Raw genomic sequence first — 15,095 nt, 5'->3', positions numbered from 1 at the left:
GGATCCGCGACCAACCTGCACCCGGAAGCCGGCCCGCCGCACCTCCCAGCGAGCCCCGCCTACGCCGCCCGTCTCGCTCGGCGTGTCGATTGACGGGGTCCGAGGTGCGTCCCTACGCTGCGAAAGGCCACTTCACGAAGGAGGACCTCATGTTGAATCGCCGATTCCCGGTCGAACTCGCCATCGGTCTGGTCGCCGGCTGGATGTCATCTCCGGAGGCTGTCGCCCAGGAGACCATCGCCATCGTCGGGGCCACGGTCATCGACGGGAACGGGGGCGAACCTTTGGCGGACGCCACCGTGGTGATCGAAGGCGATCGCATCGCCGCCATGGGACCGAGCGCCTCCACGGCGGTGCCCGATGGGGTGCGGGTCATCGACGGGGCGGGGAAGTTCCTCACCCCCGGCTTCGTCGACACCAACGTGCACACGAGTCTCTACGGCGCCGGCTTCGGGAAGCACCGCAAGGAAAGCGCGGTCTTCTACTGGGAGCGCGGGGCCGACATCGCCCTCGAGTCCGCGCAGATGCACCTCAAGCACGGGGTGACGCACATCCGTGACAGCTACGGCCAGCTGCCCCAGCTCATTGACGTGCGGGACGCCATCGCGGAGGGGCGGGACATCGGCCCGCGGATGCAGGTCGCCGGCAACATCGTCGGGTGGGGCGGCGCGTTCTCCGTCACGTTCTCGCTCATCGCCGATACGGACCTGTCGCTGTGGGAGGAGCAGTTCTCCGATCACCTCGCACAGGGGGCGGGGGAAGACCTCATGGACATGTACCCGGAGGAACTCCGCGTCGCGATCAACGACTATCTCGACAAGGGCGTCGACTTCGTGAAGTACGGCGGCAGCAGCCACTGGTCCTACCCGACGATGATCGGGTTCTCGCCCGAGGCGCAGCGCGTGATCGTGGAGGAGACGCACAGGCGGGGGCTCGTCGCCGAAACGCACGCCACCAACCCGGAAAGCCTGCGTCTCGCCGTGGAGGCGGGCATCGACCTCATCCAGCACCCGGAATTGCTGGCCGGGCGTCCCTACTCGGAGGAGCTATTGGCGCAGATCCGCGAGCGGGGCGTGATCTGCGCGATGCTCGTGAACACGATCACCGGGGCGGCGTGGCAACAGCACCTCGCGGATGTCGCCGCGGCCGAGGCGCGCCTGGCCGGCGAGGGGTCGTCGGCCGAGTGGGGGCGTCTCCGCCGTCCCGTGACGCGTGAAAAGACGTCATTCGAACTGCGCCGGGAGCGCAGCGCCCTGGGCCAGGACAACGCGATGCGCCGCCAGAACGCGAAGGGCCTCATCGACGCCGGCTGCATCGTCACGCTCGGCACGGACAACTTCCCTGCCGCCGACATCCAGTTCCTGCGCGAGCCCAAGCCGATCTGGCAGGAGCCGGGCATCGGCACGCTGATGGCGATCGAAGGCCTCGTCGAACTCGGCATGACCCCGTCCGAGGCGATCGTGGCCGGGACCCGCAACGGCGCCCTCGCGGCCCGCGGTCTCGACGACTTCGGCACGATCGAGGTCGGCAAGTTCGCGGACCTCGTCCTCCTGGACGCGAGCCCGCTGGAAGACATCCACAACATCCGCAGGCAGGCGATGGTGATGAAGGAGGGGAAGGTGATCGACGTGGACGCCATCCCCACGCGACCGGTCATGTTCGTCCGCTGACCAGAGAACGGAGGGACGCCGGGCACCCTACTCGAGTATGATTATTGCTTGCCCGTACGAAGAAATATGGGTAGTATGGGTCATGAAGACGACCATCGATATCCACACGGAGCTTCTCGTTCGGGCCAAGCGGCACGCGAGGGATAACCGGCGCTCACTGCGCTCCGTGGTCGAGGAGGGTCTGAGGAGGGTACTCTCGGCGAGTCCGACTGCCGCCAGGTACCGGATGCCGGACCTCAGCCACGGAGACCCCTGCGACGACGATCCGCTTGCCGCATTCTCGTGGCAGGATCTCTCCGAGATGATCTACGAGTCCGGAAGGATCTACGAACAACCCGAAGCCCCTTGATCGCGGTAGACACCAACATCCTGGTATACGCGCATCGCCGGGAGTCGCCCCTCCACGAGTCCGCGCGCAACATGCTCAGGACGCTGGCCGAGGGCGACTTGGCTTGGGCTATCCCTTGGCCCTGCCTCTACGAGTTCCTGGGTGTTGTGACGAACCGGCGTATCTGGCGTAACGCGGCGACGCCACCCGACCGAGCGTGGGCCCAGCTTCGCGCATGGACCGAGTCCCCCTCCAACCGCTTGCTGGGAGAAACGGACGGTTTCCTTGACCTGCTGGAACGTTTGATTACACGCCAGCGCGTCCGCGGCCCGCTCGTCCACGATGCCCGCGTTGCCGCCCTCTGCCTGGCCCACGGCGTGGAAGCCCTACTCACGCGAGATCGCGATTTTGCGCTCTTCCCGGAACTAGTCACCCTCGACCCGTGGAAGCGAAGGGAGAGAGTGCTTCTATCCCGCAAGGGCTTTGCCCGCGTGGCGGACCTGGTGCGTCGGCCCCCCGAACCAACGGATGAACTTGTGGAGCTCATGCGTGGCGATCCGGTCGAAGAGGCTCTGGACGATTGATCGCGCACGCGCGGCTCCGGAAGGAGCACCGCGACTCAGGTCGGCCTCGAATCCAGCAGTCGCCACAGGAGGGCTCGCGCCGTCGCATGGGGTGAACCGGTGAGTCCACTCCCGGCCCTCGGGGCGAAGGGGATTGCCCCCACTCCGCAGATCGACTCCGGCAGCTCTTCAGGCGAAGTGGCTACGGACTCGTCTCCCGAGGCGTCGAAGAAGCGGAACTCGCCACCCGGGTACAGGATCCAGACGGAGCGCGCTGCGGGGATGGCGTCACGGTAGGCGTGCATCTTGTAGAGGTCGCCACGTTTGAAGTCGCCCCGCCGCTCGCTCGTCTTCTCATTCGTTTCCTCGTCGTCCCGGCCATCGAGTCCCGCGTCGCCCAACTTCTGCACTCTGAACTTTGCGTCGAGGAGGTGGAGACCGCGATTGGGCCCCGCCGCAATATGGAGTGAGGTGTCGGGACGAAGCGGTACCGAATAGGAGTAGTTCGGCGGCTTCCGGGAAGGGGAGAATGATTCGTTGTACGCTAGCCGCACGCGCGGCCGGCCGGGCGTTCCTCACGGGTGGTCCGAGCAACTCGCAGATGATTTCAGCGAGGCGGAAGAAGGTCCACAACTCATACAGGAGGGCGATGTCCTTGATTTCGAGGAGATCGCGCATCTCCGCCTGGTCGAGCGGGATTTGCGGCGCGAGGCGGATCTTGGAGAAGTGCCGCAGCACATGACGGTATCCGCGCCGCCGCTGGAGCACGGTGGAGGAGAAAGGGATTCGCCTCATCTCCCCCACTCCATCCCACATGGAATGACGGACGACGGGTATCAGCGCCGCCTCCATCCGATCACAGTCGGCAAGGAGATTGCGTCCAAACACGTTCCGGCGACCCGCCGCCTTCGACCGGACGCGGCCGATGATGCCACTCGCTTGGCCGCTGAAGGCTTTCACGAACCGGTTTTCCGGGGTGTCGACCGTGGCCTGGATGCGTCGCTCCGATACCTCCTCCGGCAGCCGCCCTCCCAGTTGCTCGGTGAGGGACGCCGCCGCGGGAGATAAGGACGCCGCGTGAACCTGCGCCCCGGTGCGGGTCACAAGATCGAGCAGCGTGCGCGAATCCACCCGCGTGAGAGCCTCGATGCGGATGTCCCGCCGCTCCGTGCGCCAGCGCCGGTGCGGGGCGCGCTGGATCAGCTCGAGGGCCGGTATCAGCCGTTCCTCGGCCGGGGCCCTGTTGGAGAGGATGTGCCGCAGGTAAACGAACGCGTGGTAGAGCACCTCGTCGCGGGGAGGTGGGCCGCTCGCATACGGTGACGAACCCGGATCCCCCGCCGAGAACGGCAGGCTCGTGGCGAGGCGGGTCAGGTCCGCGAGAAGTGCCTCGAACTCCACCTCGCCCAGCTTTCCGGTAAGCAACTCCACCCGGCCGACTCCGGGCAAATCGAGAATGCCGACGGAGTTGACGAGATTCAGGACGACCGCGCCGTGCCCTGTCCTGGTGCAGGCCGATGCGGGGAGGTTTGCTTTGATCGCGGCCAGCTTCGCGCGGGGTCCCTCAACGACCCAACGCCGCTCGCTCCGCAGTTGCCACCGCCCGTCACGGCGCGGTGGGCACCGGTCCGAGCCCCACTCCGTGAGTGTTATGGGGTACCGAGCTTCCTCGATCCCCGCCAGCGTCACTTCGGACGGTGGGATCATTGGTTGAACCTGATCACTCGATAAACGAAGTGAAGCCCCGCTGCTCCAGCCGTTTCAGCATGCGCCGGATCTTGGCCCCGGTGCGCGGGTAGGCCGGAGGTTGCCCATCCCCGGCCGGCTCACCCGCCGCTCTCCCCGGGGACTCGGGAGCCGAAGGCTCGGGTTGTTCGGCCCCGACATTTTTCTCGTCTCCGGGTATCTCCGCCATGGCAGGTTCCGCCTCGACGGTCGCCCCGGACGCCCGCGTCAGACGACCGTCCACCACGGGCCATTGGTCGAGCTTGACAGCTTCGTCTCCCCTACGCGCCCGCGCCGAGCCGCGCACCGCGAACCAGAAGAACCGCTGCAGAATGCGTTCCAGTTCCTGCTTCGTGCCGTGGAACTTCGGCAGCACCTTCTGGAGTAGCGCGAGATCGAACGCCGCCTCGGCCGCCGTGCTCCCATCCGCCGACTGGCGGTGCGCCAGATTGACGAAGCGGGCGATCTCGTTCGCGACCCGGTAGCCGAAGTGGCGGTGCTCCTCCTCCAGGATGCCGTGAAGTTCCAGCAGCGTCCGGTGAAACCGGCCGCCGCCGAGTTTGCTGAACTCCAGCCAGTCGTCCCGTTTCGGCTTCCGGTAGGGCGTAAGCCGCAGTCCGCCGACACTTCCGTCCAAGCTGAGTCCGGCCCCCTCGTCGGAGTTCGTTCCCGTCGTGAAGCCATCGAGGTCCACCCGGTCGAACTCGATCGTGAAGGCCCGGTCGAGCACCTTGGGGCTGAACATGTACGTCGTCTCGTCCACGTTCACCGTACCCGTGAAGAACACGTTTCTCGGCACCCGCAGCTGTCGCGGGACCACGGCACCGGACTCCGTCCGCCCCTCCTCGACCTCCTCGCTCTCGTGGAGGGGTATCGGTTCCTCCGATTCGAGCGCCGACAGGAAGTCCGAGAAATAGTGCTCCACCCGGGCGAGGTTCATTTCATCGAGCACGACGAAGAACGGGTGCGGGTCCCTCTTCTCCTTCTTCGCCCGTTCCTCCTCCGCCTGCGCCTCAAGAAGAAGCGAAAGAAACGGTGTCGCCGCATACTCGCCCGTCAGCGGATTGAAGTACCCGAGCAACCCCCGGTTATCCACCCAATCCGGCCGCACGGGCACCAATTCGAAGTTGTCGAGTTCCCGCTCGGTCGCTTCAGTTGCGGCCAGCCGGAACTCGATCCGATGTTCGTCGGGTGTCTCCCCTTCTCGAAAGCTGATGAAGAACTCGTCCCCCGGCTGGAGGTTCTCCAGATACCAGTCCCGGAAGTCGTGCGCGGCGGCAAACATGAGCCATGTCATGTTTCTCGCTGGATTTGGGTCTCGCCAGAATCGGAGCTTGGTGAGTCCGCCCGGATAGGATGCCGCGATCATGCCGCCGTTGGAGTTGGGTTCAGGGGTGAGAAAGGCGTCGATCCTGGCCACGAACGCTGCGGGCAGGACGATCTGCCGGTACTTGAAGTGGTACGGTCGGGCCGTAATCGTGACGTCGTTGTCCTGCGCGGCAGCGTCATCGGTCGCCCGTGCTCGCCGGTCCCGGATCGTCGATGGGAAGCTGCGCGCCACGGCCATCGCGATCTGTGTCTTGCCCGTGCCCGAGATCCCCGTGAGGATCGCGAACCGCTTGGTCTGCAGAGCCAGGAAGTAGCTCGCGACCGCTTCACTCAAGAAGTGGAGCTCGGCCTCCTTCAGCGCTTGAGTCAACGCCTTGAAATCCTTGCATTTGGTTTCGGTGTCATCCACGCCATCTCCTACCGGCTCGAGCCGCGCCGGAGGCCCGTAGTCCGGCTGAGGAAGATCAAGTCCCAGTTCCCGGTTGAGGTAATCGACGACGGCGGCGGAGTGATGCCGCCGGCTCGTCGCCGACTTCCGGTGAGCCGCCCTGATCGCCGCACGGTGAGCCTCTTCGAGCGATTCCCACAGTTCGGCGGCGTGCGGCCAGCCCAGCATGTAGTTACGGGCTCCCGGTACGGCCTTGCGATTCCACGAGTGGTGCGTGGCTTCTTCGAGACGTTCTCTCACGCCCTCGTCCAGGCCTTCGGGGATCAGGAGGAGCCGAATCTCGCCGTCTTGAAGTCGGATGGCGCACGCATTGCCGACATTCATGGCGATGTATTCCCTGGGCTTTGATACCGTTGTGCACCAGTTTGCGGGGTTGTCGGCGTGTGCGATCCTGATCGACTTGGCCATCGAGACGAGGAGCACCCTGCCCGTCTCGGACGCCGCGTATGCCTCCAGAAGGGCGAGGCCTGGATCGGCGTCCGGTGGTCGGGGCGTCGGATCCTCACGGCCCGGATCCGGTTTGGGGAGTTCTTGCCCGAGTTCACGGTTCAGGAAATCGATCACGGCGTCGGCCTCGGGGTTCTTTACGCTGGACTTCTGCGTGTATTGGAGCACGTGGTGGTGGGCCTTCTCGACAGATCCCCAGAGCTCGCGGGCCTTCGCCCAATCCAAAACGTAGCGCCACGAACTGGGCACTTCCTTGAAAGACAACTTGTCGCGAGCGGCTTCATCGAGGACTTCCCGTTCCTCATTACTCAAGAGATCGGGCACGAGGAGGACCTCCACCTCTTCGCGTCTGAGTATGATCGCCTGAGTCGTCCCGATTCTTAGGGTTACCGTCCAGCCCTTTTGTTTCCGTACAGTTGGAGTCCAGTGCTTCTGCCCGAACCGGTTCGCCTCCTGTATCGACTCGGCCATCCTGGTCAGAATCACTCTGCCATCGGCGTCGGCGGCGTAGTGCTTGAGGAGGACGAGGCCTTCGGCTTCCTTCTCTGTCATGGGGCGGCCTTAGCTGGGGGATCCGGTTTCAGCGGGTGAACATGTCCGTACCGGGGCGGCGGGTCCACTCGGGAGGAAGAGGGCTGGCGGGGGATCGGGACGCCCGGTAGAGTCTCGCGCATGGATATGGGGCTGAAGGGGAAAGTCGCGGTCGTCACCGGCGGGAGCCGGGGGATCGGCCTCTACACGGCAGGGGCGCTGGGCGCCGAGGGGGCGCGACTCGCGCTTTGCGCGCGCAACCGGGATGGGCTCGAGTCGGCGGCCGAGTCGCTGCGGGCGGAAGGTGTCGCGGACGTTCTCACCGTGGTCTGCGACATCGCCGAAGAGGACGGGGCGGCGCGGCTGATCGAGGCGACGCGCAACCGCTACGGTCGCTTGGACGTGCTCGTGAACAACGTCGGCGGCAACCGGCGCGGCACCTTCGAGGAGACGAACGACGAGGACTGGCTGGACGTCATCCAGCTCAACGTCCTGTCGGGGTTCCGGGCCAGCCGCCTCGCCATCCCGCTCATGCGTGAGGCGGGAGGCGGGTCCATCATCTTCATCTCATCCGTGTTCGGAAGAGAGAAGGGCGGGCCGGGTCTCTCCATCTACAATACGACGAAGACGGCGCTGATCTCGGCCGCGGGCATCATGGCCCTCGAACTCGCGAAGGACGGCATCCGGGTGAACTGCGTCGCCCCGGGCTCGATCCAGTTCCCCGGCGGAAGCTGGGACCGGCGGGTGAAGGCGGACCCCGAGGGGATGCGGGAGTTCGTGAAGACGAACCTGCCCCTGGGACGGTTCGGGCGGGCCGACGAGGTGGCCGACGTGGTGACGTTCCTCGCCTCGGAGCGCGCCAGTCTGATCACGGGGGCGTGCATCGCCGTCGACGGCTCGCAGGGGCGATCGCTGGTCTGAGGGTCTGACGCGGTAGGCCGTCGGGGGTGGGCCCGCAATCAGACGAAGCGCACCAGTTTCACGTCCAGCTCGCGCGTCGGCCCCTTTGGGGCCTTCCACTGGATGAGGATCGGGCTCTGATACGTGCCCCACGGGATCTCGCCCTTCCCGTCTCCGTCCCGGTCGATCACGGGCAGGCTGATCCCCCGCCGCAGTCCCTGGTAGCGGGACACCGGGAACGCCAGCGTCCGGCTCAGGACGCGTGCGATCACCGATTCGTCGACCCCGATCCGTTCCAGGACCCGGTTCAGTATGTGGACCGCCTCCACCGTGGCGGAGTCGATGACCGGTCCCGGGGAGCTTCGCAGCACGGTCGTGCCCAGACGGGCGACGTTGAGCGCCTTCCCGGACAGCCGCAGCGCCTTCCCCGGCAACCGCAGCGCCTTCCCCGGCAACCGCAGCGCCTTCCCGGGGAGCGATAGCGGCCTGTTCAGAACCTCCCTGCCCTGATCGGCCATGAATCGCAGGGGGCTGAGAAGAACCCCGCGGAGGTCGCTGTTCATCAGCAGCGGCTCGTACTCGTTCACCGTGAGGCTGGCGCCCGCCTCCTGAGGCGCGAGCGAGACATCGAGGCGCCCGAACGGGACGCCGTGTTCCTCTACGAGAGCCTGGAGCCGATCCACGAATCCGAATTCCTGTTCTCTCAGGTCGATCGCAGCGATGCCGTGAGACGGGACCTGTACCGTCAGCTGGGTTCGGGCTACGACTTCCTCCTCGCCGTAGCCCACGACCGTCGTCCGACGCTGCCGCGTTCCGCCCCTGTGCACGCCGTCCAGGTCCACGAACCATACCGGCTTGTCCTTCTCGTGGTCGTAGGAGGCCGCGCTCTGGAGTCCCGCGCCGATGAACGTCAGGTGGGAGTCCGCGTTTTCCGGCTCGGTGGCCCGCTGCTCGTCCGAGAGCTCGGCGCGGAGATCGAGTTCGTCGTGGACGTAGCCGGCGTTGGGCGGAAAGATTTCGTGGAAGACTCTGATGAACTCCTGCAGCCTCGCCTGATCGTACTCGAGCCGCTGTGCGAGCCGCTGGTCCAGATAACCCGCCGTCGTGTGGTCGGAGATGTAGAGCGCCTTGGGATAGCGGGCGAACTCCGACCCGAACTCCTCGGCCAGCTTCGCACGGACATCGATGAAGTCCGTGCGGAACGCGGGCCTGATCCAGAGGGTGGCTTTGAACGGCGGTTCGGCCGACATGGTGGCGCACCTCCTCAAGGCTGCGCAGAAGCGGTGTCAGGGGCGCCAGAGCCAGTCGTGTCGGTCCTCTATCCGCCCGGTCTGGATCCCGTGCAGCTCCGCCTTGAGGCGAGCGGCGACCGAATCCGGGCGTTGCTCGAGCAGCACGTCGGTCCCGTCGAGGCCGAGGCGGTCGATCGGCTGGACCGTGGCGGCCGTACCCGAACCGAACGCCTCCTCGAACGTGCCGACGGCGTGCGCGTCCAGCAGTTCCTCCACCGAGATCCGTCGCTCCTCGCACGGGATCCCGAAGTCGGCGCAGAGCTGGATCAGCGAGTCCCGGGTCACGCCGGGGAGGATCGTGCCCTCGAGCGGGGGCGTGATCGCCGTACCGTCGATGACGAACCACATGTTCATGACGCCGCACTCCTCGACGAACCGGCCTTCGTGGCCGTCGAGCCAGATCACGTTCTGGTATCCCTGCTCCTGCGCATGCACGGAGGCCAGCATGGTGGGGCCGTAGTTGGCCGCGGGCTTGTGGGCGCCGGTCCCGCCGGGGAATGCGCGCACGAACTTCCGCGTCGCCACGAGGCTGACCGTTTGCGATCCGGTGAAGTAGAGCCCGACCGGCGTGGTCATGAGGACGAAGCGGAACGATCGACCCGGGGTGACGTTCAGGGTCGGGTCGGTACCGAAGTAGCTGGGACGGATGTAGAGCGCCCCCTGAGCGGCATCCGGCAGCCAGCCGCGGTCGACATCGAGCAGCTCCCGCATCGCGTCGAAGAACATCTCCTCCGGAAGCTCCGGCATCACGAACCGGGACGCGGTGCGGTTGAACCGCTTCTGGTTCATGTCCGGCCGGAAGACGACGAGATCGCCCTCCGGCGTCTTGTGCGCCTTGAATCCCTCGAACATCGAGACGGCATATTGGAGCGCCTTCGAACTCGGGTAGATCTCCATCGGGCCGTAGGGCCGGATCTCCGCGCCGGTCCACGCATCGTCGATGTTGTCGGCCACGAACATGTGGTCCGACCAGATCGACCCGAAGGGAAGGTTGTCGAAGTCCACGGACTCGATCCTCGAGTGCTCGACGTGCGTGACGGGGAAGGTCGTGGTGATCGTCGCCATTATCGCCTCTCGCAGCTGGTTGGTTCCCGGCGCGGTCATCGCCTATATGGCGGGCTGCCCGTCGCTCCACGGAGCCCGCGTGGAACCCGAACAGCCTAGCGCGCATCCGCGCGCGCGGCTACTCGCGGCCCGAACAATCTGTTAGTCTCAGCGGGGGTGCAGCCCGAAAAGACCGGAGGTAAGCCATGTCCCGCCACATCCGCCGTGTTCTCGCCGCAGTGACGCTCGTCTTCGCCGTGGCCCTGGCGGGCCCCGGGGGCGTCCGCGCTCAGGCTACCGCCATCGTGGGCGCGACCCTCATCGACGGAAACGGCGGCGCGCCACTGGTCGATGCGACCGTCGTCGTGGAGGGCGACCGCATCACGGCCGTCGGCCCGCGGGCGGAGGTCGCCGTACCCCCGGGCGCGCGGGTGATCGACGGGGCCGGCATGTTCGTCACCCCCGGTTTCGTCGACACCAACGTCCACATCTCCCTCTACGGCGGCGGCAACAAGGACCGGAAGGAAAGCTCGGTCTTCTACCGGATGATGGGCCCCGAACTCACCCTCGAGGCCGCGCAGATGCACCTCAAGTTCGGCGTCACCCACATTCGGGACAGCTACGGCGCCCTCCCCGAACTCCAGCAGGTGCGCAACGCGATCGCCGCGGGCGAGGCGACCGGCCCGCGGCTTCAGGTGGCCGGCAACATCGTCGGCTGGGGCGGGCCCTATTCCATCACCTTCGCGCTCATTCCCGAGGACGACCTCTCGCTGTACGAGGAGCAGTTCTCCGACCACATCGCGCAGGGGGCGGGCGAGGATCTGATGGACCTCTACCCGGAGGAACTGAGGACGAGGATCCGCGAGTACCTCGACAAGGGCGTGGACTTTCTCAAGTACGGCGGGACGAGTCACTGGTCTTTCCCGACCCTCATCGGGTTCTCGCCCGAGGCGCAGCGCGTGATCGTGGAGGAGACGCACGCACGCGGGCTCATCGCCGAGACGCATTCCACCAACCCCGAGGGGCTCCGGCTCTCCGTCGAGGCCGGGATCGACCTCATCCAGCACCCCGAGGTCCTCGCCGATCGCGAGATCTCCGACGCCCTCGTGAAGCAGATCGCAGACCGCGGCATCGTGTGCTCGATGCTGGTGAACACCTTCACGGGTCCCGCCTGGGAGAACCACCTCACGAACAGGAAGGCCGCGGAGGAGCGGCTCGTGCGCGAGGCGGAGGGAGCCCAGGCGCGGGAATGGGGGCGGCTGCGGCGTCCTGTCGAGCGCGAGAAGACGAGCTACCAGATCCGCCGCGAGCAGCGCGCCCTCGGCCACGGCATGGAGGTGCGTCGGCTCAACGCGACGAAGCTCATCGACGGCGGCTGCATCACGTCGCTGGGGACGGACAACTACGCAGGCGTGGCGCCGGAGTTCGGGCGCGCGCCGAAGCCGATCTGGCAGGAGCCCGGCATCGGGACGCTGCTCGCGATCGAAGGCCTCGTCGAACTCGGGATGACGCCGGGCGAGGCGATCGTGGCCGGGACCCGCAACGGAGCCATAGCGGCCGGGGCGCTAGACGAGTTCGGGACGATCGAAGTCGGCAAGCTGGCCGATCTCCTCGTGCTCGACGCCGATCCGCTGGCCGATATCACGAACATCCGGAAACAGTCGGTCGTCATGGCGGCCGGTCGAATCATAGACGCTGACGCGCTGCCGACCGGACCGGTCTACTTCAAGCGATGAGCGTACCTCACACACCGAACCTGGAGGGACGGATGTCCTCGACCTCTCGTATCCGGGCCGTCACGCTGGCGGGTTTCGCGCTGGGCATCGTCGGGCCGGTGCCCGCCGCGCTGGTCGCGCAGGAGACGAAGCCGGCGCTGGACCATGAAGACACCTACCGCTGGAACTCGGTCGGCGGGCGCACGATCTCCGCGGACGGCGAGTGGCTGGCCTATGTGCTCCAGCCCTGGGATGGCGACCCCGCGCTGGTCATCACCCGGACCGATGGCTCGGCGGAGCGGCGCTTCCGCGGCCGCGGTCCGGCCTTCACGCGGGACTCCCGTCATCTCGCCTTCCGTGTTCCGCCGGTGCAGTCGGTCGTCGATTCGCTGCGGCTGGAAGGAAAGCGCGGGGACGATCTCCCGGGCGACTCGCTCGCCGTCGTGACCCTCGCCGAGGCATTCGCCGGGGAGGGCGACGCCGGAGTGCGTCGCGCCGGCCCCGTTGAGTCCTTCCAGGTGCCGGAGGATGGAGGCGCCTTCGTGGCCTACCTGCTCTCCGAGAATCCCGAGGAGGAAGACGAAGAGGGCGCCGAACCCGACGAGGAGGCGGAGGAAGAGGAAGAAGCCGAGGAGGAAGCCGAAGGCGAAGGAGAAGAGGAAGAGCGATCAGCGGAATACGAGAAGCGGCACGAGAAGGAGGACGGGACGCCGCTGGTCCTGCTGAACCTCGATACCGGCGCCGAGCATACCTTCGCCGATGTCGTCTCGTACTCCGTGGCCGACGCGGGGAACGGGCTCGCGTTCGTCACGTCGACGGAGGACGAGGGCGGCGACGGGATCTACCGCGTGGACCCCGCGAGCGCCGAGATGACGGAGGTTCTGGCCGGTGAAGGCCACTACGTGGAGCTCACCTTCGACGAGTCGGGCGAACGCCTCGCCTTCCTCAGCAATCGCGACGAGTGGGAGATGGACCAGCCCTCCTTCGCCCTCTACCGGTCCGATGGCGGGGCCGCGGAGAGGCTGGCTGACCATCACACGGCCGGCGTGGCCGATGGCTGGTGGATCAGCGAGAACGGGTCCGTCTCGTTCAGCGAAGACGGCGGCCGCGTCTTCTTCGGCACGGCGCCGCGTCCCGAGCCGGAGCCGGACGAGGAGATCCTCGACGACGATCAGGTGAAGCTCGACATCTGGAACTGGCGCGACGACTTCCTGCAGCCGATGCAGCTCGTGCAGGCGAACCGCGAGCGCGACCGGTCGTACCTGGCGGTGGTGTACGAAGGCCGGGGCGGCGTGGTGCAACTGGGCACGGCGAGCGTCCCGGACGTGGCGCGGACCGAGACCGGCATGGGCGACTACATCCTCGGCACGAGCGACCTGCCGCACCGCCAGAAGGTCTCGTGGGACGGCAGCTACGAGGACGCGTACGCGGTCGACGTCCTGACCGGCGAGCGCCGCATGATCGTGGAGGCGGTGCGCGGTTTCGGCGGCCCCCGGCTCTCTCCGGAAGGGGCGTACGCCTACTGGTGGGACGAGGCGGACCGCGACTGGAAGGCGGCCCCGACGGACGGCTACGCGTCCGCGCGCAGCCTCACGGGCCACCTGCCGGTCGCGTTCTTCAACGAACTCGACGACCATCCGCAGGGGCCGCCGCCGTACGGCGCGCCGGTTTGGGTCGAAGGAGACGCCGCGTTGATCGTGCCCGACCGGAACGACATGTGGCGACTGGACCCGAGCGGCGAGGAGCCCGCGCTGCGGCTCACCGACGGAAGGGAAGCCAACGTCCGATACCGGGTGCAGCGGGTGACCGAGGGCGGGGGCGGCAACTTCTTCGGCTTCGGAGGAGGGGGCGGCGGGGGCGAGGGGATCGAGGAGGGCGAGGTCCTCTTCTCCGTGTTCGACATGGGAACCAGGGCGTCCGGCTACGCCCGCGGCCGGACCGACGAAGCGGGCGGTCTCGATGAACTGGTGATGGGCGACATTCGGTACGGCTCGCCGACCAGGGCGGAGGACGCGGACCGCTACGTGTGGACTCGCGAGACGTTCGTCGAGTTCCCCGATGTGTGGGTCGGCGACGCCAACTTCGGGAACGCCCGCAAGCTCAGCGACGCGAACCCGCAGCAGGCGGAGTACCGCTGGGGGAGCGCCGAACTCGTCCACTGGATGTCGAACGACCGCACGCCGCTCGACGGGATCCTCATCAAGCCGGACGGCTTCGATCCCTCACGGCAGTACCCGCTCATGGTCTACTTCTACGAGCGCATGTCCGACGGGCTGCACGGTTACCAGACGCCGGTGCCGAATCGGGCTTCGGTCCGCTTCTCCTTCTACGCGAGCCGCGGCTACGTCGTGTTCGTCCCCGACATCCCGTACGAGATCGGGTATCCCGGAGAGAGCGCGCTCGACGCCGTCGTGCCCGGCGTGCAGTCGCTCATCGCGCAGGGCTTCATCGACCCGGACCGCGTCGGAGTGCAGGGCCACTCGTGGGGCGGCTACCAGATCGCCTACATGATCACGAGGACGAACCTCTTCGCCGCCGCGGAGGCGGGGGCGCCCGTGTCGAACATGACGAGCGCCTACGGGGGCATCCGCTGGCAGACCGGCATGAGCCGCATGTTCCAGTACGAGCGCACGCAGAGCCGCATCGGGGGCACGCTGTGGGACGAGCGCGACCGCTACGTCCACAACTCGCCCCTCTTCTTCGCCGACAAGATCCGGACGCCGCTCCTCATGCTGCACAACGACGAGGACGGCGCCGTGCCGTGGTACCAGGGGATCGAGATGTTCGTCGCCATGCGGCGGCTGGAGCTTCCGGTGTTCATGCTCAACTACAACGGCGAGGGACACGGCCTCGGGCGCCAACCCAACCAGGAGGACTGGGCGATCCGCATGCAGCAGTTCTTCGACCACTACCTGGTCGACGCTCCGGCCCCGCGCTGGATGGTCGAGGGCGTGCCGGCGGTCGCGAAGGGCCTCGAACTCGGCCTCGAACTCATCGGCAAGCCCGTGTCCGAGCAGGGCGTCGTCTCCGGGGAGCGAGGCGGCTCTGGAAGGTGACGCCTGCGCCGCACCGAAATGTGGGTCGAGCTTTGTATGCCCTGGCG

The 15,095-nt window shown here is 66.9% G+C and carries 10 protein-coding genes and 1 pseudogene; 6 read left to right on the top strand and 5 right to left on the bottom strand.

Annotation, left to right across the window (positions count from 1 at the left end):
- Positions 1 to 149: 149 nt before the first annotated feature.
- The 3 genes from ACPXY0_RS13800 (at position 150) to ACPXY0_RS13790 (ending at position 2,582) form a co-directional block, all read left to right on the top strand.
- Complete coding sequence (locus tag ACPXY0_RS13800) at positions 150 to 1,670, top strand: amidohydrolase family protein (RefSeq protein ID WP_423925490.1); 1,521 nt, start codon at positions 150 to 152, stop codon at positions 1,668 to 1,670.
- A gap of 82 nt (positions 1,671 to 1,752) precedes the next feature.
- Entirely contained in the window at positions 1,753 to 2,019 is a 267-nt protein-coding gene (locus ACPXY0_RS13795) for a hypothetical protein (RefSeq protein WP_423925488.1), read from the top strand.
- On the top strand, positions 1,953 to 2,582 hold the full coding sequence (locus ACPXY0_RS13790) for a type II toxin-antitoxin system VapC family toxin (RefSeq protein WP_423925486.1): 630 nt from the start codon (positions 1,953 to 1,955) through the stop codon (positions 2,580 to 2,582). Before ACPXY0_RS13795 ends, ACPXY0_RS13790 begins: the two co-directional genes overlap by 67 nt.
- A 35-nt stretch (positions 2,583 to 2,617) precedes the next feature.
- Here the strand turns inward: ACPXY0_RS13790 and ACPXY0_RS13785 are convergent, their stop codons facing one another.
- The 3 genes and pseudogenes from ACPXY0_RS13785 to ACPXY0_RS13775 form a co-directional block, all read right to left on the bottom strand.
- Positions 2,618 to 3,115, bottom strand: coding sequence for a nuclease domain-containing protein (locus ACPXY0_RS13785; protein ID WP_423925484.1), 498 nt, complete (start codon positions 3,113 to 3,115; stop codon positions 2,618 to 2,620).
- Positions 3,116 to 3,296: 181 nt separating this feature from the next.
- Positions 3,297 to 4,268, bottom strand: a pseudogene (locus ACPXY0_RS13780) (DUF2357 domain-containing protein); the annotation flags it as partial.
- A 13-nt stretch (positions 4,269 to 4,281) separates the two neighbouring features.
- Positions 4,282 to 7,062 carry an McrB family protein gene (locus ACPXY0_RS13775; RefSeq protein ID WP_423925482.1) on the bottom strand — a complete coding sequence of 927 codons (2,781 nt, stop codon included), beginning with the start codon at positions 7,060 to 7,062 and terminating at the stop codon, positions 4,282 to 4,284.
- A gap of 120 nt (positions 7,063 to 7,182) precedes the next feature.
- Here ACPXY0_RS13775 and ACPXY0_RS13770 point away from each other — a divergent pair, with 120 nt between their 5' ends.
- Positions 7,183 to 7,962 carry an SDR family NAD(P)-dependent oxidoreductase gene (locus ACPXY0_RS13770; protein ID WP_423925480.1) on the top strand — a complete coding sequence of 260 codons (780 nt, stop codon included), beginning with the start codon at positions 7,183 to 7,185 and terminating at the stop codon, positions 7,960 to 7,962.
- Positions 7,963 to 8,000: 38 nt separating this feature from the next.
- Here the strand turns inward: ACPXY0_RS13770 and ACPXY0_RS13765 are convergent, their stop codons facing one another.
- Entirely contained in the window at positions 8,001 to 9,191 is a 1,191-nt protein-coding gene (locus ACPXY0_RS13765) for a hypothetical protein (RefSeq protein WP_423925478.1), read from the bottom strand.
- A gap of 36 nt (positions 9,192 to 9,227) precedes the next feature.
- Positions 9,228 to 10,298, bottom strand: coding sequence for a branched-chain amino acid aminotransferase (locus ACPXY0_RS13760; RefSeq protein WP_423925476.1), 1,071 nt, complete (start codon positions 10,296 to 10,298; stop codon positions 9,228 to 9,230).
- A gap of 185 nt (positions 10,299 to 10,483) precedes the next feature.
- Here ACPXY0_RS13760 and ACPXY0_RS13755 point away from each other — a divergent pair, with 185 nt between their 5' ends.
- Entirely contained in the window at positions 10,484 to 12,013 is a 1,530-nt protein-coding gene (locus ACPXY0_RS13755) for an amidohydrolase family protein (RefSeq protein WP_423925474.1), read from the top strand.
- Positions 12,014 to 12,045: 32 nt separating this feature from the next.
- Positions 12,046 to 15,048, top strand: coding sequence for a prolyl oligopeptidase family serine peptidase (locus ACPXY0_RS13750; RefSeq protein WP_423925472.1), 3,003 nt, complete (start codon positions 12,046 to 12,048; stop codon positions 15,046 to 15,048).
- Positions 15,049 to 15,095 lie beyond the last annotated feature (47 nt).

This window comes from Candidatus Palauibacter sp. (assembly GCF_965237495.1).
Classification (GTDB): Bacteria; Gemmatimonadota; Gemmatimonadetes; order Palauibacterales; family Palauibacteraceae; genus Palauibacter.
Note: the sequence above shows the minus strand (reverse complement) of the source record. Positions and strands in the feature narration are given on the sequence as shown.

Bases quoted from the DNA above. Each gene is read 5' to 3' on its own strand.
- ACPXY0_RS13800 (WP_423925490.1), top strand. From the start codon at position 150: ATGTTGAATCGCCGATTCCCGGTCGAACTCGCCATCGGTCTGGTCGCC.
- ACPXY0_RS13795 (WP_423925488.1), top strand. From the start codon at position 1,753: ATGAAGACGACCATCGATATCCACACGGAGCTTCTCGTTCGGGCCAAG.
- ACPXY0_RS13775 (WP_423925482.1), bottom strand. From the start codon at position 7,062: ATGACAGAGAAGGAAGCCGAAGGCCTCGTCCTCCTCAAGCACTACGCC.
- ACPXY0_RS13770 (WP_423925480.1), top strand. From the start codon at position 7,183: ATGGATATGGGGCTGAAGGGGAAAGTCGCGGTCGTCACCGGCGGGAGC.
- ACPXY0_RS13765 (WP_423925478.1), bottom strand. From the start codon at position 9,191: ATGTCGGCCGAACCGCCGTTCAAAGCCACCCTCTGGATCAGGCCCGCG.
- ACPXY0_RS13760 (WP_423925476.1), bottom strand. From the start codon at position 10,298: ATGGCGACGATCACCACGACCTTCCCCGTCACGCACGTCGAGCACTCG.
- ACPXY0_RS13755 (WP_423925474.1), top strand. From the start codon at position 10,484: ATGTCCCGCCACATCCGCCGTGTTCTCGCCGCAGTGACGCTCGTCTTC.
- ACPXY0_RS13750 (WP_423925472.1), top strand. From the start codon at position 12,046: ATGTCCTCGACCTCTCGTATCCGGGCCGTCACGCTGGCGGGTTTCGCG.